Source organism: Chitinophaga pinensis DSM 2588 (assembly GCF_000024005.1).
Lineage (GTDB): Bacteria > Bacteroidota > Bacteroidia > Chitinophagales > Chitinophagaceae > Chitinophaga > Chitinophaga pinensis.
Window position 1 is genome coordinate 4,921,253 of record NC_013132.1, and the last position, 21,604, is coordinate 4,942,856.

The following is a 21,604-nucleotide window of genomic DNA, read 5'->3' on the forward strand; positions in this document are numbered from 1 at the left end:
CGCGCTGCGCGCGAATTAGGAATTAGGAATTAAGAATTAAGAGTTTCGGGCAATTGTGTTTCTGGTATTGAAATATTCTGCATTAGAATTAATTTGATATGTGAAAACCTTGCAAAAGAATGTTTGTTTTTATATTTTGTCTGTTCAGGAAGTAAACTGTATTTGTTTAACCAGGGAAAACTCAAACATCTGATAACAGGAAATTGCTTATGTCGATGACACACTTGACAGTCGTATAACAGACTCCGGGGATCACTTTATTGAACAATCAAACCAAAATCATGGCGTACTGAGGTATAGCCAGGAAGTTTCATGCTTTTTCACATCACTTACTCTAAACTTAACAGCTTATGAAAGTTTCTACAGGGCTGGCGCTGATCATGCTATTGGCGGTTTGCTCTACTTCCTTTGCCCAGAAAGGCAAAACCCTTCGCGGCCAGGTCGTTGCCGGTGATACGCAGCAGCCATTGGAGCGTGTGGTCATAGTAGAGAAAGGCTCCCAGAATCATGTATTTACAGGCGCAACTGGTGATTACTCCATTACCCTCACCAGTGAGAATGCAACACTCATTTTTTCCTATGTAGGATATGCTACGCAACAGTTGCCCGCAGGTTCAGGGGACATCCTTAATGTGACCATGCAGTCTTCTCAGAAAGATCTGCATGAAGTGGTAGTCACCGCATTTGGCGTTAAAAAGGAAAAACGCGCTTTGGGTTATACCATTCAACAGGTAGACAACAAAGACCTTAACGTTAACCATCAACCCAACGTAGTGAATGCGCTGCAGGGCAAAGTAGCAGGTGTGCAGATATCCAGTTCAGGCGGTGGTCCTGGTCAGGGTTCCCGCATTATTATCAGAGGTATTAATTCCATTTCGGGCGATAGAAATAACCAGCCTTTGTTTATCGTAGACGGGGTGGAAATTGATAATAATACGTATACGACCGGTGGGGCAGAAACCCGTGGTATGAGCAACCGTGCTGCCGATATTAACCCCGACGATATTGAAAGCGTCTCTGTACTGAGAGGTGGCGCAGCAACGGCTTTGTACGGTATCCGTGCGGCTAACGGCGCGATCGTCATCACGACGAAGTCAGGTAAGGCGGGCAAACTCCAGGTGACCTATAACGGTATGTATGGTTTTGATAAAGTGAATAAGACGCCGGAGGTACAGTCGAAATTTTCGCAGGGATACCTGGGCGAATATGATCCGGCCAGCTTCTGGCCTACCTTTGGTCCGACCGTAGAAGAAGCAAAGAAACTGGATGATACGCATCCTGATCAGCTGTATAATAACTATAAACAGGCTTTTAAAACAGGTACGCAAACTCGTCATACGGTGAATGTCAGTGGTGGTACCGACAAGGCGCAACTGCTGGGTTCCATGTCTTACCTGGACCAGGATGGCGTAATCCCTTTCAGCACCTTTACCAGCTATAATGCGAGGATCAATGGTCAGTTTAAGATCAGTGAAAAGTTTAGTGCAGGCGTATCGCTGAATTATATCAATTCCGGTGGTAACAGGGTGAATGCTGACCGTTTCGGGGAGCAGATTATCTACTGGTCTCCGCGTTGGGATATGAAAGATTATGTAAAGCCGGATGGTACGCAACAGACTTACAGCAGTGGTACGAACAACCCGATCTATACGCTGTCAACCAACAAGTTCAGAGACAATGTGAACCGTACGATCGCCAGTACATTCATCATGTATAAACCTGCTTCCTGGCTGAATTTTTCCTATCGTATCGGTAATGATTTCTATACAGATGGCAGGGTACATCAGGCGCCTGGTCCGCTGGGATTGGTAGGAGAAGCGCCTAACCTCGATGACAATGAATACGGTTTTATAAATGAATATAATCTCCGGAGCCGTACCCTCACATCCACCATAATGGCAAATGTCACACGTACATTTAAAGAGAAATATTCTATTGACCTGAAGATCGGGCATGACCTCCGGGATCAGCGGCTGAGAAGGAATAGTGTGATGGGGGATACGCTGGTGGTACCGGATCTTTTTCTGTTGAATAATGCTAAACGCGTAAGAGCAGAATCCTATATCTACGATTACAGGAACTATGGTTATTTCGCTGATCTGACGCTCGGACTGAATAACTACCTGTTCCTCGAACTGACCGGCAGAACTGACCTGACGTCTACTTTATCCATCAATAACCGCAGTTATTTCTATCCCTCTGTCAGCCTGAGTTACATCTTCAGTGATCAGTTCAAACTACCAGACTGGTGGACATATGGTAAGTTCAAAGCTTCCTGGGCGAAGATCGGTAAGGATGGAGATGCGTACTCCATTACCAATGGTTTTAAGGCGGGTACAACCATCGGTTCCAGCGTGCCTTTCTACCAGAACAGGACATTGGGTAATCCTAACCTGCGACCGGAGTTTACACAGACAACAGAGCTCGGTACGGAACTGAGATTTCTGGAAGGTAGATTGGGTCTGGAAGCGGTCGTTTATCAGCAACAAAGTAAAGACCTGCTGGTACCGGTAGACGTATCTACCACGACAGGTTTTGACAAGGCATATGTCAATGCAGGAGAGATCAGTAACAAAGGACTGGAGCTTACTTTGTCTGTAGTGCCGGTGCGTACAAAAGACTTCAGCTGGGATTTCCGGGTGAACTTTTCTACCAACAGCAACAAGGTAAAGAAACTGAATGAAGAGCTGCAACTGAGTGAGATCGTGTTGTCTTCTCAATATGGTTATCTGAGTTCTACGGTGACCACCAAACTTGTTCCCGGACAGTCATATGGTGCGCTGTATGGTAGGACTTACAAGCGTTATTATGGCAATGAACCAGACGATAAAAAGACACTGCGCACGGATCTGCCTTTGCTGATAGGCGCGAATGGTTTCCCTGTGCTCGATGATGCTTCTAATCAGCGTTACCTGGGAAGTACACTGCCTAAATGGATTGGTAGCACCACACAGACTTTCCGCTATAAACAGCTGTCATTGTCGTTATTGCTGGACGTGCGTCATGGCAATTACAAGTATAATCAGCTGTCTAATTTCCTGGCTGCATTCGGAGAATCAAAACAGACAGAAAACAGGGATCAGACCATGGTGTTCAATGGTGTACTGGCGGATGGTACGGCGAATACCAAAGCGGTGTACCTGGGACAGGCAAAAGGTCCGGATGGGGTAGACTACGGCGCTGGTTTTTACAGAAACTATTATCGTGGCGCGAGTGAAAACTTTATTGAAGATGCTTCCTGGGTCAGACTGCGTTCCCTGTCATTGTCCTATACATTGCCGGCAAAGTGGCTGACGCCGACAAAGACAATCAGTGGAGCGACGGTATCCTTCACGGGTAATAATCTCTGGCTCCATACGAAGTACAGCGGTTTTGATCCGGAGACCAGTTCTTCACCTTCGGGCAGTAATGCGTCAGATGCATTCTCCGGATTTACTTATCCGGCTACCCGCAGTTTCCTGTTCAGCCTTAATCTTCAATTCTAAATCTGTCTTTCATGAAACGTACATTGCTCAAAATATATACACTGGCACTGGCGGCAGGACTTTTCTGTGCGCTGCCTGCCTGTAAAAAAGGCTACCTGGATATTAACCAGACCGATCCTAATCTGACACAGCGACCACCGATTAATGGTCTGCTGGTGGCGACTACGTACCAGTCAGCCATTAATGTGTATTCCACTGGTTATATCACTTCTTATTACGTACAGCAGCTGGCATCTCCGAATACCGGCAGTGGCTCCGACATATACGACGATGTGGACAGGAGTGCCAACTGGCAAGCTATCTATCTGAATGTGACGGATATCCGTCAGATGAAGCAACTGGCCCTGGCGCAGAAAGCTTATGAGCATTTGGGAGTAGCGGACATCCTTGAGGCGCTGAATATGAGTATGGTGATCGATATGTATGGAGATGCGCCTTACAGGGAAGCCTGGTCAGAAGGAGAAAACCTGCGGCCGGAATATGATGGCGCAAAGGTGATTTATGACAGTTGCCTGTCCCTGATCTATCAGGGAGTAGCTGCTTTGAATACCCCGGACCCGCTGGTGGCATTAGACCCGGTAAATGACCTGGTACATGGTGGTAATAAGGCCGCCTGGATAAAGACAGGTTATGCACTGAAAGCAAGACTGCTGAACCGGAAGAGTAAACTGCCGGATTATGATGCGGCGGCTGTACTGGCAGCGCTGGAACTGGCTTATGACAGTAATGCCGATGATGCCCAGATCACCCGTTTTGAGAGCCTGAGTCCCTGGAACAGCGTGGCAAAAAATAATGCCAGCGGGACCCTGGATGGCTGGCTAAGCGCCACTTTTGTAAATGCGCTGAATGGGACAACTTATGGTGTATTTGATCCCCGTTTACCGCTTATAACGGATACTACCCGCTTTGGCGATTACAGGGGGACGGTGAACGGCGTCGGACGTACTGGTTCCGGAACGGATAACGCACAAAGCGCCTTATCGGTAAACGGGTTCTATTCCCGGGGCGGAGCACCTCTTTTGATGCTGACCTATGCCGAGATGAAGTTTATCGAATCTGAGGCTTCTTTTGTGGCAAATAAGGCAGGATCTTACCAGGCATACCTGGACGGTATTGCCGCACATATGGATAAGTTAGGGGTAGCGCCTGCGGCGAAACAGGCTTACGTAAGCAACCCGGTGGTAGCAGTGGGGCAGGCGGCGTTTACCAAAGACCTGCTTTTTAAGGAGAAATACGTAGCGACGTTCCTGCAACCGGAAACCTGGACAGATGCCCGTCGTTATGACTATAAGTACAAGAATTTCCAGTTACCGCAGGGGGCTTTGTTAAATACCTTCATCCGCCGGGTAGGATATCCTACTTCCGAGACCAGCCGGAATCCGGAAAATGTGCCGCCGGTAGGTTCATTGGCGGACCACTTATGGTGGGACAAGTAAATATGAATATAGTTGACAATTAGTTAAATAGGGCTTTGAGTATAGTTATTGTTCGTTAATGCTCCGTTCATGAACGAAGCATTAACGAACAATAACTATACTCAAACTAATGCCAGGCAAAAGAACATGTCTTCACCGGAAAGGAGTTTCGATGAAGTTGTTTTACAAGGTTTTGATAAACAATTATTTACGCTGATAGTGTACTGCCGGTAACCTTCATCTGGCTAAGCGGGAAGCTGGCAAAAAAGGTGGTGCCTTCGCCGGGCATACTTTCAAACCATAATTCGCCATTCTGTAGTGCGAGTAATTCTTTACAAAGTACTAATCCGAGGCCGATACCTTTTTCGTTGTTGGTACCGAAGGTAGATTGTGTTTTCAGGGAGAATATTTCATCGTGATGGCTGGGATCTATACCGATGCCATTATCAGAGATCATCAGGTGGCAGTATTCCTCAATGAGACGGATGTCAATGGCGATTTGTCCACCGGAAGGGGTGAATTTAATCGCATTATTCACCAGGTTTCTGATAATCAGTTCCAGCATGTTATGATCCGCGGTAATATAGACATCCGGGTCTACGCGGGAGGTGATGCTGACGGCTTTTTTTTCAGCCAGCAGGCGTTGAATGGTCAGCACTCTTTCTACTGCTTCATGGACATTTTCTGCGGATAGTCTGACACCTTTTCCATCCATCTGCAATTTCGACCAGGTGAGAAGATTCGTCAGCAGACTGGACGTATTTTTAGTCAGGGTCAGCAATTCATCCCCTAACATCTTTTTTTCCTCTTCTTCCAGGTCGTATTCTGCGATCAGGTGCAGGGTGGTAATGATGGAGTTCAGCGGACTTTGCAGGTCATGCGCGATAATTGAGAACAGCTTATCCTTTTTCTGGTTGGATTGTTCCAGTTTGATATTCTGGCTATCAATTTTATCTGCCCGTTCTTCGGCATTGCGCTTTTCTCTTTCGTAATTATTTCTTAAATAATTGGTAATGAGATATATGCAGGTTAGCGTGATCAGGTAACTGGACAGGATATCCACGTATCTGTACTCAGCACTGGTGTAACTATCTTTGATCCAGGCTGGATTAATATATTCTTTTGTCAGGAGGATGACCGGCAGCAGCAGGTGCAGGCAGGCCCATATCCAGTGACGGCTTCGCGGACTGAAAGCGATCAGCAGGTTGAAAGTCAGGAAAAACAGCAGCAGGGCAGGGCCATGGCTACCGGAATTCAGGTAAAAGGTGGCTGTCAGTGTTATGTAGCTGACAATCGCGTAGGCCAGCATGCTGACATGGTAGACCTTTTTATAACGGGAGAGGTAAAAGAAAAAGACCTGTAACACCAGCAGGGTCGCTACGATGACCCATACGAAGGTAAGACCGAGCCACATGTTGAACGGCAGTAATACCGTCAGTAATGTCATGGTTACCACACTGATTGAGTTGAAGGCACGGTTCTCCAGTGAGAACGACGCAGGGTCCCCTACCAGTTCTTCCCAAATGTTGGCTAGATTACGTGCAATTTTGTGCAAATGCTGGTTTTTATTAGTATATGCTGATAATCGATAAGTTATGCAAAGGTCTACGTTTAAATGCGAATATTTATAACACATACATGTTATAACGGATATAGGTGGACAAAATGTGGAATGACTTTCGCACGTTATATAGAAAATCAGTTTTTATGAAAAGTGTTCAAAGTAAGGTGATAACAGTGTTATTACTGGTCGTGGGATTGTTTATCAGTAATTTACAGGCACAGGATAAAAAGAGTGAGAAACAGCAGGCGGTGGAAAAAATGGTGAGCACGCGTAATTATGTATTCAAAGTACAGACGGTTCAGCCAACGAATCCGTCGCCCAACAGACAGATAACATCGGATTATGATGTAAAGATCACACCTGATAGTGTTATCAGTTATCTGCCCTACTTCGGTCGCGCCTATACGGCGCCGATGGATCCGACGAAAGGAGGTATACAGTTTACCTCTACAAAATTTGAATACAAGGAAGAAGTAAGGAAAAAAGGTGGCTGGGATATCACGATCAAACCACAGGATACGCAGGATGCACGCCTGCTTTCGCTCACTATATCCGACAATGGTTTTGCTTCTTTACAGGTGATCAGTAATAACAGACAGCCTATTTCTTTCACGGGTTATATCACCGAAAGGAAAAGTAAAAGATAACTAAAGAATACGTTAAAGTTATCTTAACGCCGGTAGATTCTGGCATATGGGAACAGTTCTTGTTTTATACCTATCGAACCAAAAATTAGAACTATGTCCAAGAATAACAGAGAAGGCGTTAAGCATGAAATCCAGGAACTCGCAATGGGTAATTACAGGAGCTATCCTGAAGATTACGGTGTAAATGTGCAGGATACAACTGCTAATGTAATATCTTTAGCCAGGGGCTATTGGGATAGTCGTGAGGTCAGTGAAGTGCACCGTGATGAAAAACTGGGAATCAATCTGAATGATTACCAACAGTGGACACAGGAGGCTTTCGCCGAATTTTCCAAGAGCAATGAGTACTCTTTAAGTTAACGTATAGTACCTTCGAAAGGATACGCGTTTTGTCAGCTGCGGCAGATATTGTTAGAGACAGTATCTGCCGCAGTTTTTTTTATGCGTCTTTTTATTATCTTTAGATAAACCCATTTCCCGTTCGTTATGAAGACAGACACTGCCAGTCGTACGGCCCAGTATATGGCGTTGTTCCGGGCGTTGGAGACTAACCGCCCGTCCGGAAAAAGACTGTTTACCGATCCTTATGCTTTTTCTTTTTTAACAGCCCGCTTTAAGATCATCACCCAGTTATCTGTCGTACCATTTATCCGTAATCTGGTTTATCGGATTATCCGTAAAAGAATTCCCGGTGCATTATCATCTGGTGTGGCGCGCACGCGCTATATTGACGAATTACTGCAACAGGCAGTCCGCGATGGCGCGAAACAGGTTGTCATTCTGGGCGCCGGTTATGATACCCGTGCTTTACGTCTGGGCTTTCTGCGTGCGCTACCTGTTATAGAAATCGATCATCCTGCCACTGCGAGAGCCAAAAGGGAACGAATCCTGAAGAGCCTGGGACATATGCCGGATCATGTGCGTTATCTGGAGATCGATTTTAATGAACAAAAGCTGGAGCAACTGGCCGCTGCGGAACAGATAGATCTTTCCCGGCCCACGGTATTTATATGGGAAGGCGTCAGTAATTATTTGTCGCATGAGGCCGTGGCATCCACTTTTGCTTTTATGGGATCATTCGCTGCCGGCAGTTATATTATTTTCACTTATGTTGATGAAAAAGTGTTAAGATATCCGGCTGCATTTTTCGGAGGAGAAAAATTATTACATGATCTCCGGCAGATAGAGGAGAACTGGACTTTTGGGCTGGAACCCATCCTGGTAAGGCGTTACCTGGATGATTTTGGTATGGAACTGCTGGAAGATTACAGTGCTGTAGAATACCGGAATCGCTATCTTCCGGAGCGCACAGAAAAAGGATATGAGTTTTACAGGGTGGCTTTTGCCCTAAAAAGATAGTGTCACACTAAGAATTTAAATGTCAATTCTATATTTTTATTGAATAACTACTCCCGTATGAAAATTTATTCTATGCTACTGGTGTGTTGTATGCTGTCAGGCATCGCATTCGCACAATCCAAAGAAGAAAAAGTGGTCGCAGCACAGGTAGAACTGCTAAGGAAAGCCATGGTAGATGCAGATAAGGCGACACTTGAAAAAGTATCTGATGAAAAATTGTCTTACGGACATTCCAGTGGTAAGATAGAAGACAAAACTACTTTCGTCAGCAATATTGTCAATGGTAAATCTGATTTCGTAACGATCGATCTGAGTGAACAGAAAATTGTGATCACCGGCAATACCGCTATCGTGCGTCATACATTTAGTGCCGACACGAATGACGGGGGCGTAGCAGGGCATGTGAAGCTGTATATTTTACTGGTGTGGGGCAAAGATGGTGGGCAATGGAAACTACTTGCCAGACAAGCAGTTAAAGTTCCTGCCTGAGGCCGTCCGCTATTTTACACATAGTGGAGATAACCTTACACCAGGTTCTACGTTGTACATCATTCGTCCATAAGAGAAATAGTTGTGGCATAGTTTTGTAACTGTTTATTGGAAACAACGAGGCGGAACAGCCTTATCTGTTAACCAAAAACTTATTTTATGCAAGCTACAATTGAAACTATCGAAGTACTGAATGATCTGATCCAGATTAACAATGACCGTATCGAAGGTTATGAAAAAGCACTGAAAGAGCTGAAGGAAGAAGACTCCGATCTGAAAGCGTTGTTTTCTTCTATGATCAGCGAAAGTCATGAGATCCGTCTTGCATTAGGTACAGAGGTGAACTCATTGGGCGGCGATATGGAGAGTGGTACTACTACAAGTGGTAAGATCTATCGCGCATGGATGGATGTGAAAGCGGTATTCACCGGTCATGACCGTCACACTGTATTATCTAATTGTGAAGCAGGGGAAGATGCGGCACAGCGTGCTTACAGAAGTGCACTGGAAGATGAAGAATTGCCGGCTTACGTGCGTGAAATGATCGTAGAACAGCAGCGTACACTGAGAAGTTCTCACGACCAGATCAAGGCTTTACGCGACGCTAATAAATAGGACTATAAGCGGGTTGAAAAATTTTAAAGGCATATACCTGTCTGCGGACAAGTATATGCCTTTTCCTATCTGGACACCTGAGGTTTCTCAGGATACTTCTTTGCTTAATTCATGGAGGTCTTGTTCCATCAAAGGTTTAATTTCCTTCAGGGTGTCTCTTAACTGACGGATATTATCACTGGTGGTGGTTGTCCATGTACCGGACTCGCTGACCTTGCTCAGTATTTCGCCGGCTCCTTTTATCTCCAGGTTCATCATACTGGGTTTCATTTTATGCAGTACTTTTTTAAGTTCCTGGAGATTTTTGCTTTGCAGCAGGAGTTCCAGTTCGGATACATATTCATCCAGGGAAGAAACAAATAATCCTATCATTTTGTGAATGAAGGAGGGACTTGTACTGGTTATTCTGTACAGGTATGAATAAGAATAGAGTTGGTGTTCCGGTTGCATCATAGTTGATAGAATCTTCAGGCGCCCTCTATTTCGCCTGTCTGTAACATTTTATAAATGGTGGACTTACCGATATCCAGTTTTTCGGCTACCAGCAGTACGTTATCGTCATATCTTTTAAGATAGTTACGGATGATCAGTCTTGTGTATTCGCGTAATGTCAGTTCGGTATTCAATACGGTATCCACATCGTGATTATTACCTGAGAGGAAGGTAATGTCTTCCGGTTCAATGCAGTTGTTTTCAGACATTACTGCAGCGAGTTCCACGACTGATTTCAGTTCGCGGATATTACCAGGATAGGCATAGCTTACCAGCTTATCCCTGGCGGCAGGAGAGACTTTGATCTCTGCGACCTTATTTTCTTTGCAGTAAGCGGTCAGGAAATGCTGTGTGAGCAGCAGGATATCTTCTTTGCGTTCGCGAAGGGGAGGAAGGGTGACCGGGAGACCGACGATACGATAGTACAGGTCTTCGCGGAAGTTTCCTTTTTTCACTTCTTCTGCGAGGTTTTTATGCGTAGCGACTACCAGGCGGAAGTCCAGTTTTACTTTGGAGGTACCTCCAAGGCGGGTGAGTTCTTTTTCCTGGAGTACGCGTAAGAGCTTGCTCTGGATATTGAGGTCCATTTCCCCGATTTCATCGAGGAAGAGGGTACCGCCGTTGGCTTCTTCGAAGCGCCCGATCTTTTTATTCTGTGCGCCGGTGAAAGCGCCTTTTTCGTAGCCAAACAGTTCGCTTTCGACGAGTTCCCTTGGGATGGCCGCCATATTCACCGGAACGAAAGCATGACCGCTTCTGGCGGAATTATAATGTACCGCGCGGGCGACCAGTTCTTTACCCGTACCGGTTTCTCCGGAAACGGATACATTGATCAGGGAGCCAGCTGCTTTATCGATCATTTTGAAGACGGTCTGCAGGGCGGGACTGTTTCCGATAATGGAACGGGAATAATCATATTTCGTTTTCAGTTCCGCTTTCAGTTCGGATATCTCGTTTTTCAGGGAAGTATTTTCGCGCAGGCGGATGATAGCTTTCCACAGCAGTTGCTGGGTATTATCATCTTTGACGAGATAGTCTTCAGCACCCATTTTGAGCAGGTCTACCGCAGTAGTAATCTTTTCTTGTGCGCTGATAATGATCACAGGCAGATTAGGTTGCGCCTGTTTGATCTTTTTGTACAATTCCTCTCCATTCATATCGGGTAATCCGAAATCAATGGTCACGAGATCCGGTTTCCGGTGCAATTGCGCCAGGCATTCCTTGCCTGATCCAATCAGGGTTACTTCGTAGTCGGGGTTCTGACTAAGGTAATGATGCAATAATCCTCCGTACCACTTATCATCCTCAACAATAAAAATCTTGAAATCGAGCATTCATGGAATTTTCCGTTAATTTAGGAAAATTTTCAATCATCAAAAGGTCTCCCTTACCACACTTTTTTAAAAGTGTAGTGCAGAAGACCTTTGGGTTATTATGAAATAGGCAAGCAAAAATTATTTCTTGTTCACTGTTCTATATTTTCCTTACTAAAAAAGAGGCCCCTTTGCCTTCACAAAATCAAACTGCATCGGGGCCATGATCAAGCACTCTCAAGCTGGTAATGGTAGCATCCACATTAATTTCTTTTACTGTCATCGCCTGGCCCCTCTATTCCCACTGACAGCAACTGCACCGGGGCCGGGATGAAAGTCTACATACTCAATACAAATATTTTAAATGTTAAAGATCTTTTTTTAAGGTCTCATCGCCTGGCCCTGCTTGCTGCTCCTTTTCCATTTCACCAGGGCCGGGATGACGACATTCTTAATCGGCATTGGTCAACCACATATTCATACGTTATGTTTACTCCTGTTATCATCTCCAGGCCCCGTCTGATCTCACTGACAGCAACTGCACCGGGGCCGGGATGAACGTTCACATACTCAACACAATATTTTTAAGTACTAAAAATCTCTTTTGTTTTGCCTCATCGCCTGGCCCTGTCTTTCTTCACTTTTTCACTTTCACCAGGGCCGGGATGACGACACTCTTAAGCGGCATTCGTTAACCAAATATTTATCACGTTGTCCTTATTCTCTTTTTGACTATCATCTCCGGACCCTGTCTGCTGCACTTTTTCATTTTCACCAGGGCCGGGATGACTACTCTAAACTGTCATAGGAGTCACACCACATCCTTATATGATATCTTTTCTCTTTTCCAGTTTCATCTCCAGGCCCCTTTCTGATCTCACTGACAGCAACTGCACCGGGGCCGGGATGAACGTTCACATATTCAACACAATATTTTTCAACAACTAAAGATCTGTTTCAGTATCATCTCCTGGCCCTGCTTGCTACACTTTTTCATTTTCACCAGGGCCGGGATGGTACACTCTAAGTTGACATAGGAATAACCCCTCAAATAATAACTTTGTCTGTTCTAACCGTCATCTCCTGGCCCCGTCTGTTTTCACTGACAGCATCTGCACCGGGGCCGGGATGAAAGTCCACATACTCAACACAATATTTTCAATAACTAAAGATCTTTCTGGTATCATCTCCTGACCCTGCCTTTCTCCATCTCTTCGTTTTCACCAGGGCCCGGATGGCACACATTCCTCCACTGTTCCTGCTCATTGCCTGGCCCCTCTGCTTCACGTTTTCCGGTACACCGGGGCCAGGATGAAATGTTCACATACTTAACACAAAACATCTAAAAAAACCTCAAAAAAACCCTTGAAAAACCTCAAATAAACCCTTGAAAAACCTCAAATAAACCCTCAAAAAAAACCATGGATTGTCGTCATATTCCCCCTAAGTAATATCGTTAGCTAGTTTCTTGCATTATTGATGTATTCCTGTAGTGCGGCAGGGTAGAGCAGTACTTCTGCGAGTTGTTCCTTTTTACGCGGCGTAAAGTAAGTGCCGTCTGCAAAGAGGTCTTCTACCTGCTGCTTAAAGAATTCAGGTTTGAACTGAAAGGCAACCAGTTGTGCGGCACAGCTCATGTCGGCGTACAGCGGTTTGTTGCTCAGCAGCTGTTCTACGTGTTTGCGCACTTTATCGATGTAATTGCCGCTGATGCGATAGCCGTTCCATCCGTGTGCAACCAGTTCGTTCGCGCCTCCGGCAAGCGGTACGATCACCGGGCGTCCGTAACTCATTGCCTGCAGGATGTTGAAGTCGAAAGTATCCTGGTAGTGCTCTGTGTTAGAGAGGTTCAGGACCACAGCTGCCCGCTGGTAAAAAGGATGCAGATTCAGCTGTGTGCCATAGACCATCAGATTGTCAGGGATAAAATAGTTATGGAAATAAGCGTCAATTTCTTTCTGACTTGCGTCAATAACGAGTTCAAATTTTGTGGAAGACATCTGGTTCGCCAGTTCGAGTAGTTCTGGTAACCCGCTTTCCTTCTCCAGCGGTGCGATCATCAGTACGGTCTTCCGGGAGCCATGATTGGCGTGCAATACGGCTTCCTGTACGAAAGACTGTGGCAGACAGCTGTGTACGATATGTTTTTCCGCTTTCGGGAAACTGAATTTTGCCTGTAGATAACGGGAGCCAAAAACTACCTGTGTGGCCGTGCGTCTGGCCGTATTCAGCAGGAACGAGCGCAGTGTTGGAAAAGCGATAGCCGTTTCGTGAATGTGATAGGTAATCGGCGTTTTCTTCAGCCTGCCAGCCCATGCTGCACCGAAAGGCAGTAGTGTATTGATGTACACTTTTGCTTCCGGCTCTAGCAGCCCCCAGACTTTCCTGAAAATAACCATCTGAGCCAGCAGGAAACTGAAGAATACACGCCATTTGTTCCCCCGTTCTAAATAATTTATGTAGTGGTATTGTACACCTGGAATACCGGACAGGAATCCAGGCGTATCACCGGTACGATTCGTGATAAGATGTACATCCAGACCTTTCTCTGTTAATGTTTCCAGTGACTGACGGAACACCATGGTGTTACCGTGTCTGTCGTTATGAAGGTGTATTGCGATAATCTTTTTCATAAAGGATGCATTGAAATATGTAATCTAGGTATAGGGATAAACAGAACGCTTCTTAACAGTTGTCGGTGTAAACAGGCTCTTTGCTGTGGTGCCCGCAGGCGGTCGGTGTAGGTTATGAAGATCTCAATACTTCATATAAATAACTGAATAGTGAACAGGAGGCGAGGACCAGTCCGAAGAAGAGAAAGAATCTGTTATTGATCTTTTTCTTTTTCAGATAATCCGAAACGATAAACAGTTTGTTCAGCGTTCCTGTGATATGTTCCAGCACACTTTCGTCCTTAATAATGTAGTCAAACGCGCCATTCTTTAATGATTCAGTAGGGATCTCCGGTTGCTGACGTGAGCTGGCGAAGATGACAAATATGTTGGTGTTAAAGCGTTTGATTTCTTTCAAAACTTCCAGTCCGGTCATGTCGCCCAGGTCGTGATCCAGGAGGACTACATCCGGCTGACCGTTCAGTTCGGCGAGGAAGTCGGCGCCTGATAGGAAGCAGTGTACGTGTTCGTAACCTTGCGCTCTCAGGTGTTTATCGTAAGTGGCGAGGCAGAACGGATCGTCATCTACTACGTATATCTTGCTTTCGAACTTGTTAGCCATTTGCTGTCGTTTGGTATAATAGAAACCATTTAAATGCCAGTTTCCGGGAACGTTGCCAATTAGCCATGGTGGCGGGTTTCATGTTTTGGTATACCCTGAGAAACGTCTACTTTCAGGAAAAAATTCCAAAAAATGGAAAAATGGAATGGAAAGGGCATAAAAAAACGCCCCGGGGGATGCCGGGACGTTTGGAAGAGGTCGTATGGACCAGTTATTTATGGTTGGGTGGCAGGTTTGCCGCCGCTGTTATTTTTGCTTTTATGGTGCTGTGGGTGCCCTCCTTGTGGACGCGGACCCTGGTTTCCCCCTGGTTTGCTATGATTACGGTTACCGCCGCCCCCGCCCCCCGGGCGTTTTTTACCTTGCGGACGTTTGCCGCCACCTGAGCGGAATGGTTTAGGGGAGTATTCCGGCACCGGACCTAATGCAGCCGGTACTTCGGCTTTGGTCACCGGTTTACCCAGTACTTCTTCAATACGGGCAAATTTGCGCTGTTCCTTTTCGCTGATAATGGTATATGCGGTACCATCGGTCGCCGCCCTGGCGGTACGGCCGATACGGTGGATATAATCCTCTGCGTCATTTGGCACGTCATAATTAATAACCAGGTCAATATCTTCTATATCTATACCGCGGCTCAGGATATCGGTAGCCACCAGCATTTTCAGTTTCTTGTTTTTGAAATCCATGAGCACCTGCTCGCGCTTATCCTGTTCCAGGTCAGAGTGGATCTCTTCTACGGAGAAACGGGCCTTTTTAAGCTCGTAGGTCAGCTGTTTTACGTTCTGCTTACGGGAGCAGAAGATAATAATACAGCCGAATTCCTTGCGTGCCAGGAGCTGTTTGATCAAGCCGGTCTTTTGTTCTTCAAATACGACAAAAGCTTCCTGTACGATCTTTTCAGGCGGTTTGGAAATGGCGATATTGATCTCTTCCGGCTGATGGAGGATCTTCAGGGCCAGTTTGCGGATCTTATCGGGCATGGTAGCGGAGAACAGCAGGTTTTGTCTTTCCTTTGGCAGGGTAGACGTGATCCTGATGATATCATCGCTGAAACCCATGTCCAGCATACGGTCTGCTTCATCCAGCACGAGGTATTTTACTGCGTCCAGCTTTACGTAGCCCATGTTCAGGTGGGCGATCATACGACCGGGGGTGCAGATCACGATATCCACGCCGGAGGTCAGTGCCTTTTTCTCGGCGGCAAACAGGGCGCCGTTGCTGCCACCGTATACGGCGATAGAGCTGACGGAGGTAAAATAAGACATACCCTCCAGTGTCTGGGCAATCTGGACTGCCAGTTCACGGGTCGGTACTATAATCAGTGAGTTGATTTTACGTGCATCATGGGGCTCAGTGATTAAGCGGTGCAGTATAGGCAGCAGAAAAGCGGCTGTTTTACCGGTGCCGGTCTGGGCACAGGCCAGAATGTCCTTACCTGCTATAATCGGGGGGATAACTTTTTCCTGGACTGGCGTCGCCGTCGTATATCCCATCGCATCTATTCCATCCAGGACCCTGTCGTCCAGGTCAAATTCATCAAAATACAAAGTGCTTATATGGTTTTAATTCACAAATATATACGCTAAAGATACGTAATTGTAATCAGAGCACATACGGTATGTTCTTTGCGGGAAATGCGGGAACCAATAATTAACCGAGATGCTGGAGAATTTACAGAAAGATCTTCATTTACCGCCGATTGTATGGAACATTTTGCTTGGCTGTGCCGCACTGATTACGGGTTTTCTTTTTAAATACCTGCTGGCGCTCATCCTGAAACTGACGGCCGGTAAGAATGCAACGGATTATTCCCTGATCAGGTCTATCCTGAAAAGACTGGGAAAACCGATCAATTATTTTTTGCCGGTGCTGGTGTTGGACATGGTATTGCCGTTTATGGAACTGGCAAAAAAGCCCATGGATGTATTGAGTCGTATTGTGGAGATCTCGCTGATTGTTTCCTTTGGATTGATCCTGACCGGACTGGTAAAGGTATTTGAGGATTATGTGATGCACGCCTATGACCTGAAAAAAGAGGATAATCTGCGGGAGCGGAAGATGCGTACGCAGTTGCAGTTTGTACGTAAACTGACTATTAGTATGATCCTGGTGCTGACTTTGTGTGCGGTGTTGCTGAGTTTTGACAGTCTGCGGAAGATTGGCGCGGGACTTCTGACCGGTGTGGGCGTCGGTGGTATTATTGTGGGTTTTGCGGCGCAACGTTCCCTGTCTAATTTCCTGGCGGGGATGCAGCTGGCTTTTACGCAGCCGATCCGTATTGACGATGTACTGGTAGTGGAAGGAGAGTGGGGGCGGGTAGAAGAGATCACCCTGACTTATGTGGTACTGGGTATCTGGGATCAGCGTAAACTGATTTTACCGATCAACTATTTTATAGAAAAGCCTTTTCAGAACTGGACACGTACGGGGTCGGCGATATTGGGGACGGCTTTCCTGTACCTGGACTATACAGCGCCTATTGATATACTCCGTGCGGAGTTTGAGCGGATCTTAAAAGATCACCCGTTATGGGATAAGCGGGTGCAGGTGATGCAGGTCACCAACATTACCGACCGTTCTGTGGAAGTCAGAATGCTGGTGAGTGCGAACAGTTCGGGCAAAGCATTCGATTTGCGCTGTTTTCTGCGGGAAAACATGTTGTCCTTTATACAGGCCAATCATGCTTACTGTCTGCCGAAAACGCGTGCTTTACTGGAAGAAAATGAGCAGAAATTACTGGCTCAGGGATGATCGTCATTGATCTCTACCCAATAGCCATCCGGGTCGGTGAAATAGATCTGTTTGATACCATCGACCCGGAGGGTTGGCTTATCCGCTTCACCTTGCCAGCTTTGGAAAGGGATGTGGTGCTGACGTAAGCGGGCCATAAATTCTTCGACGGAGGAGACGCTGAAGCAGAGGTGTGAGTTTTTATCGTGGGGGACGATTTCCTTTGCTCCTGAAATAATGTGCAGATGACTGTGTTCAGCCACTTTGAACCATGTATGTCGTCCATCATGGAAGGGCTCAGGGATGGTATCTATCTGAACGATGTCCCTGTAAAATGCAGTACTTTTCTGAAGATCAACTACATAAAGCGCGATGTGATTTAACATGGCGCTTTTTCGTTGTTGTGCGGAAGCGGGCATATTGGAGAAGATCATAACAGCCGCCAGCATAAGCCAGTGTGGAATCCGTTGTTTCATTCTCCAATATACTCACTACTGATCGAATTTTATGAACTTTCTTGTCACCTTGATACCTGTGTCGAAGATGATCGTTACCAGGTAAACGCCTGGTACATAATCCTGTACATCCAGTTTGTACTCATACATGGTACCGTAGCTGGCCAGCGGTGTATTAGCTTCTGAGAAGACCATACGGCCATAGAGGTTGATGACGCGCACGTCCACTCTTTTGACTCCCGGGTCCAGGTTATACTTAATGGTGATCTCTTTATCAGTAGGGTTGGGGTACACCAGCATTTCATCTGCATTCAGCTTTGGCAGCACCAACGGACCTTGCTGATATCCTTGTTGTACGACGGCATAGTCCGGATAGCTGAGCTGTTTCACCATGATATCGCCGATTGTACAGTCAATTTCGTATTCGAATAACTTGTTGTCCATGTCAGTTAATCCTACCAGTACGGCTTTTCCTCCGCTGGCAGTGACCTGACGTTCGATCTTGGGGATCAGCGCTGACTGCGCGTGTGCCATTCCTGAAAAAAGGAATGACACACCCACAGCACTTGCTGTAATTATTTTACTGATTGTTTTCATTATCAAGGTTTTTCGGCAGTGAAGATTTCCATCTCAACTCTTCTGTTCTTTCCTCTGCCAGCTTCGCTACTGTTAGTAGTAAGTGGTTTGGACTGACCATAGCCTTTGGTGGTAATTCTTTCAGCATCAACACCTTTGGTAACGAGGTATTGTCTTACTGCTTCACTTCTTTTTTCTGATAAAGTCTGGTTAAATGTTTCCGTGCCTTCGTTGTCCGTGTGGCCGCTCAGCAGCAGCTGCCATTCACGATGTGCCTGCAGTAAAGCAGCCATTTTGTCGAGGGAAGGCAGGGAAGAAACTGCGATTTCAGCTTTTGCACTTGCAAACTGAAGATTGGAGAATGCTTTATTTACTACTTCTTTTTCGTTCTTTTTCAGTTCTACTGTTTTCATAGCTGGTTTTGCCGGAGTGGCAGCAGCAGCTGAATCAGCAGATGGAGTCAAGTCGGTCATTGGTAAAGGACCAGGACCTACAGGGAAACGTCTGTCGGAGTAAGGCAGTACGGTACCGTCAGCCAGTACTTCATCAGCACGGGAAGCAACGATCTGCCAGGTGAAAGGCACATTTGCTTTACCGCCCTGTAACTCTTTTACGTCGAAGCCTTTAGCGGATTTGTTGGTGACATATACACCATTACATTCGCCTTCCAGCTGGATAAATACTTTCATCGGGTGTTTTGCATCGACGCGGATTACTTTTGCGAGCAGATCTTCGAGGTCGATGTGTGCGGCACCGTTTTGCAGTTCGCCGGTACCGAAGTCCTGGAACAATACTTCTGGAGCTTCTGTACAGAACAGGAGGCGGTTTTCGCCAGCCTGGTCTTTCACCACTGTAGATTTTGTACCGTTGGAGATCATACCGTACATGCCGCTTGAATTAGCACCTGCGAGGTAAGTATAAGTATGCACAACTGAAGCGGAGGTACCGAATTCGAATACACCACCCCAACGTTCAACATCTGTAGCGAGACCTTTTGCAAAACCAATCACACCTACCCCCGCATATTGGCTGGCGCCTGTACCACCGGCAACACCTACTACACCAGCACCACCGTGCGCTGGAATTACGGTTACCTGGTTATTACCGACACCCATTACACCTACACCAGAGGCAGCAGTGCTACCAAAACCGATTGTACCAACGCGTGTACCAATTCCCATCACACCGCCGCCAATTTCAGGGGTGTTGGTAATAGTCTGGTAGTCAACATTGTTACCCGCACCTACTACACCCACACCAGTACCGTGTGTAGACATACCTAACACACCGCCGGAACGGAAGGTATTAGTGGCTTTATAAGGGGAGTTGGTCATACCGATCACACCCAAACCACCACTGGTAGAAGAGTTATAGCCCCTTACCCCTTCATTGAAACGTGTGGTACCGGAACCATATATACCCGAACCTACCTGTGTGAAACCTTTTACTCCGTAACCGTTACTGGCGTTGTAACCCGCTACACCGGCGCCGGTACCGCTATTGGCGTAACCGATGATCGCGTTTGTATAGATAGGTTCGTCATTTACAATGCCGGTAGAGTGGTCTCCGGAGAATACAGTGAATACACCTTTACCGAGAGAGGTACCCGCATCGTCTGTACCATTTACAATGATCTGTGGTTTATCAGGGAAGATGCGCATTTTTTCAAACTGCGGACCTGTACCACCTGCCTTAATGATGAAAGGATTATCGTCTGTAGTACCGATAAAATCGAGTGCAGGGTTGCTATCTGAGTTACCTCTGATCAGCCATGCCCTGTTGGCGGATTTTAACGTATCTGTATCAGCAGTGGTGGCAAGTCCGATAGAGCCATCTGCTTTGAACTCCAGGTGAGAAAGATTCCAGCCTGTACCACCTTCAGCCAGTACTTTCCATGTACCGGTGCTGTCATATATATAAGCTGTTCTGTCGGTGCTGTTATAATAAGCCCAGTTGAGGGAAGGGCTGGCCGGCGCTGCCGCCATTGAACCCTGCCAGCTGATAGAGGCGCCATCTTTACCGATTGTACCATCCTGTGCGAGTACCTGCCAGGTACCGAGGCTATCATATATATATGCTTTCTTATCGGCGCTGTTATAGTAAGCCATGTTAAGGGAAGGCGTAGCTGGCGCTGTCGCCAGTGTACCCTGCCAGGAGATGGAGATACCATCTTTACCGGTCACACCTGCAACACCGTCTGCACCATCCTGTGCAAGGAGCTGCCAGGTGCTGGTGCTGTCGTAGATGTAGGATTTCTTATCTATTGTATTGTAATAAGCCTGGTTGATCGTCGGAGTAGCAGGAGCTGCGGCCAGGGAACCTAACCAGCTTACGCCCGTACCTACGCCATTTGTACCATCTACGCCACTTTCTGCGAAGATCTGCCATGCAGAACCGTCGTAGATGTAGGCTTTTTTATCGGTCATATTGTAATATGCCTGATTAGCGCCGCTTGGAGTCGGTTCAGCTGTGAAGGAACCTAACCAGGAGAGCGCAGGACCAGGAAGGCCGTCAGTGCCATTGGTACCGTCCTGCGACATGATCTGTGGCTGGAGGTTGGTATCGTAGATGTAAGATTTTTTGTCTGTACTGTTATAATACGCATTACCAGCTGCCGGAGCTACAGGAGCGGAGCTCAATGTACCGAGCCATACTACGTTGACAGTTGGACCACCGCCGCCGCCAGTGCCGCCGTTTACAGCATACAATGCATACGGAACGGCCATAAAAGGCATTGATCCGATGGGAACAAAGTCGTTGTTACCATTTTTGTCCAGTTCGACTTTCAGATACTGGTTAGCCGCACTCCAGGGAATCGTCGCGAAGGAGCCGGTTTCTACAGTACCCTGACCAATAATCAGGTTGAACAAACCCTGTGAGTTGGTCACAGCGGTCTGTTTCTCCACATAAATTGCAGGTCCGTCAGGGCTTCCGCTAAGGACACTGAATCTGACCTGGATAGCTTGCAGTTTTAAGGGTTCGCCCTGATTGGAAGTTCTGGCGAGAGCCTGGTAGTTGAAGCCTGTCAGACCAGATTGTGCTCTTGCGATGAAGCTCGAACAAACAAAAATGGGGACAAGTAAAATGAGTAAAATTGCTTTCATCTCATACGAGTTATAACAGTAATAAGGCAATAAGTATATAATATTATATTATATCTTATATTATATTAAGTAAAGATATGACTTAATTTCTATTTATTCTTATTTTAATGTATTGTTTACACG

Annotated in this window: 17 protein-coding genes; 8 read left to right on the top strand and 9 right to left on the bottom strand. The window is 46.3% G+C overall.

The features are described from left to right. Positions 1-350 precede the first annotated feature (350 nt). Entirely contained in the window at positions 351-3,485 is a 3,135-nt protein-coding gene (locus tag CPIN_RS19665) for a SusC/RagA family TonB-linked outer membrane protein (RefSeq protein WP_012791593.1), read from the top strand. 11 nt (positions 3,486-3,496) lie between these two features. Then, positions 3,497-4,921, top strand: coding sequence for a SusD/RagB family nutrient-binding outer membrane lipoprotein (locus CPIN_RS19670; RefSeq protein ID WP_012791594.1), 1,425 nt, complete (start codon positions 3,497-3,499; stop codon positions 4,919-4,921). A 187-nt stretch (positions 4,922-5,108) separates the two neighbouring features. Here CPIN_RS19670 and CPIN_RS19675 read toward each other — a convergent pair whose 3' ends face one another. After that, a complete protein-coding gene (locus CPIN_RS19675) occupies positions 5,109-6,455 on the bottom strand; it encodes a sensor histidine kinase (RefSeq protein WP_052306840.1) in 1,347 nt (448 codons plus the stop codon). A gap of 152 nt (positions 6,456-6,607) precedes the next feature. Between CPIN_RS19675 and CPIN_RS19680 the strand changes: the two genes are divergently transcribed. The 5 genes from CPIN_RS19680 to CPIN_RS19700 all read left to right on the top strand — a co-directional run bounded on the left by CPIN_RS19680 (position 6,608) and on the right by CPIN_RS19700 (position 9,574). Next, positions 6,608-7,111, top strand: coding sequence for a DUF4251 domain-containing protein (locus CPIN_RS19680; protein ID WP_012791596.1), 504 nt, complete (start codon positions 6,608-6,610; stop codon positions 7,109-7,111). A gap of 93 nt (positions 7,112-7,204) precedes the next feature. Then, positions 7,205-7,471: a hypothetical protein gene (locus CPIN_RS19685; protein WP_012791597.1), complete on the top strand. Its 267-nt coding sequence runs from the start codon at positions 7,205-7,207 to the stop codon at positions 7,469-7,471. 126 nt (positions 7,472-7,597) lie between these two features. Continuing rightward, entirely contained in the window at positions 7,598-8,470 is an 873-nt protein-coding gene (locus CPIN_RS19690; RefSeq protein WP_012791598.1) for a class I SAM-dependent methyltransferase, read from the top strand. Between the two features lie 57 nt (positions 8,471-8,527). Next, on the top strand, positions 8,528-8,959 hold the full coding sequence (locus CPIN_RS19695) for a nuclear transport factor 2 family protein (RefSeq protein WP_148230597.1): 432 nt from the start codon (positions 8,528-8,530) through the stop codon (positions 8,957-8,959). A 159-nt stretch (positions 8,960-9,118) separates the two neighbouring features. Then, entirely contained in the window at positions 9,119-9,574 is a 456-nt protein-coding gene (locus CPIN_RS19700) for a PA2169 family four-helix-bundle protein (protein ID WP_012791600.1), read from the top strand. 87 nt (positions 9,575-9,661) lie between these two features. On the opposite strand, the gene CPIN_RS19705 is transcribed toward CPIN_RS19700, so the two are convergent. From CPIN_RS19705 to CPIN_RS19725, 5 genes are all read right to left on the bottom strand, one after another. Beyond that, a complete protein-coding gene (locus tag CPIN_RS19705) occupies positions 9,662-9,946 on the bottom strand; it encodes an Hpt domain-containing protein (RefSeq protein WP_148230598.1) in 285 nt (94 codons plus the stop codon). 95 nt (positions 9,947-10,041) lie between these two features. Next, positions 10,042-11,400, bottom strand: a complete 1,359-nt coding sequence (locus CPIN_RS19710) for a sigma-54-dependent transcriptional regulator (protein WP_012791602.1) — start codon at positions 11,398-11,400, stop codon at positions 10,042-10,044. A gap of 1,439 nt (positions 11,401-12,839) precedes the next feature. Then, on the bottom strand, positions 12,840-14,012 hold the full coding sequence (locus tag CPIN_RS19715) for a glycosyltransferase family 4 protein (RefSeq protein ID WP_012791603.1): 1,173 nt from the start codon (positions 14,010-14,012) through the stop codon (positions 12,840-12,842). Positions 14,013-14,124: 112 nt separating this feature from the next. After that, positions 14,125-14,613 (bottom strand): response regulator, encoded by a 489-nt coding sequence (locus tag CPIN_RS19720; RefSeq protein ID WP_012791604.1) that lies wholly within the window; start codon positions 14,611-14,613, stop codon positions 14,125-14,127. 215 nt (positions 14,614-14,828) lie between these two features. Beyond that, positions 14,829-16,163: a DEAD/DEAH box helicase gene (locus CPIN_RS19725; protein ID WP_012791605.1), complete on the bottom strand. Its 1,335-nt coding sequence runs from the start codon at positions 16,161-16,163 to the stop codon at positions 14,829-14,831. A gap of 112 nt (positions 16,164-16,275) precedes the next feature. Here CPIN_RS19725 and CPIN_RS19730 point away from each other — a divergent pair, with 112 nt between their 5' ends. Next, positions 16,276-17,367: a mechanosensitive ion channel family protein gene (locus CPIN_RS19730; protein ID WP_012791606.1), complete on the top strand. Its 1,092-nt coding sequence runs from the start codon at positions 16,276-16,278 to the stop codon at positions 17,365-17,367. Here the strand turns inward: CPIN_RS19730 and CPIN_RS19735 are convergent. The 3 genes from CPIN_RS19735 to CPIN_RS36830 are packed head-to-tail and all read right to left on the bottom strand — an operon-like array spanning position 17,358 to position 21,481. Continuing rightward, positions 17,358-17,822: a VOC family protein gene (locus CPIN_RS19735; protein WP_071820379.1), complete on the bottom strand. Its 465-nt coding sequence runs from the start codon at positions 17,820-17,822 to the stop codon at positions 17,358-17,360. The two genes, CPIN_RS19730 and CPIN_RS19735, sit on opposite strands and share 10 nt — an antisense overlap. A gap of 15 nt (positions 17,823-17,837) precedes the next feature. Further along, a complete protein-coding gene (locus tag CPIN_RS19740) occupies positions 17,838-18,398 on the bottom strand; it encodes a T9SS type A sorting domain-containing protein (RefSeq protein WP_012791608.1) in 561 nt (186 codons plus the stop codon). Positions 18,399-18,400: 2 nt separating this feature from the next. Beyond that, positions 18,401-21,481 carry an OmpA family protein gene (locus CPIN_RS36830; protein WP_012791609.1) on the bottom strand — a complete coding sequence of 1,027 codons (3,081 nt, stop codon included), beginning with the start codon at positions 21,479-21,481 and terminating at the stop codon, positions 18,401-18,403. Positions 21,482-21,604 lie beyond the last annotated feature (123 nt).

Coding starts and splice junctions, on each gene's coding strand:
- CPIN_RS19665 (WP_012791593.1), top strand. CDS start 351: ATGAAAGTTTCTACAGGGCTGGCGCTGATCATGCTATTGGCGGTTTGC.
- CPIN_RS19670 (WP_012791594.1), top strand. CDS start 3,497: ATGAAACGTACATTGCTCAAAATATATACACTGGCACTGGCGGCAGGA.
- CPIN_RS19680 (WP_012791596.1), top strand. CDS start 6,608: ATGAAAAGTGTTCAAAGTAAGGTGATAACAGTGTTATTACTGGTCGTG.
- CPIN_RS19685 (WP_012791597.1), top strand. CDS start 7,205: ATGTCCAAGAATAACAGAGAAGGCGTTAAGCATGAAATCCAGGAACTC.
- CPIN_RS19690 (WP_012791598.1), top strand. CDS start 7,598: ATGAAGACAGACACTGCCAGTCGTACGGCCCAGTATATGGCGTTGTTC.
- CPIN_RS19695 (WP_148230597.1), top strand. CDS start 8,528: ATGAAAATTTATTCTATGCTACTGGTGTGTTGTATGCTGTCAGGCATC.
- CPIN_RS19700 (WP_012791600.1), top strand. CDS start 9,119: ATGCAAGCTACAATTGAAACTATCGAAGTACTGAATGATCTGATCCAG.
- CPIN_RS19705 (WP_148230598.1), bottom strand. CDS start 9,946: ATGATAGGATTATTTGTTTCTTCCCTGGATGAATATGTATCCGAACTG.
- CPIN_RS19710 (WP_012791602.1), bottom strand. CDS start 11,400: ATGCTCGATTTCAAGATTTTTATTGTTGAGGATGATAAGTGGTACGGA.
- CPIN_RS19715 (WP_012791603.1), bottom strand. CDS start 14,012: ATGAAAAAGATTATCGCAATACACCTTCATAACGACAGACACGGTAAC.
- CPIN_RS19720 (WP_012791604.1), bottom strand. CDS start 14,613: ATGGCTAACAAGTTCGAAAGCAAGATATACGTAGTAGATGACGATCCG.
- CPIN_RS19730 (WP_012791606.1), top strand. CDS start 16,276: ATGCTGGAGAATTTACAGAAAGATCTTCATTTACCGCCGATTGTATGG.
- CPIN_RS19735 (WP_071820379.1), bottom strand. CDS start 17,822: ATGAAACAACGGATTCCACACTGGCTTATGCTGGCGGCTGTTATGATC.
- CPIN_RS19740 (WP_012791608.1), bottom strand. CDS start 18,398: ATGAAAACAATCAGTAAAATAATTACAGCAAGTGCTGTGGGTGTGTCA.
- CPIN_RS36830 (WP_012791609.1), bottom strand. CDS start 21,481: ATGAAAGCAATTTTACTCATTTTACTTGTCCCCATTTTTGTTTGTTCG.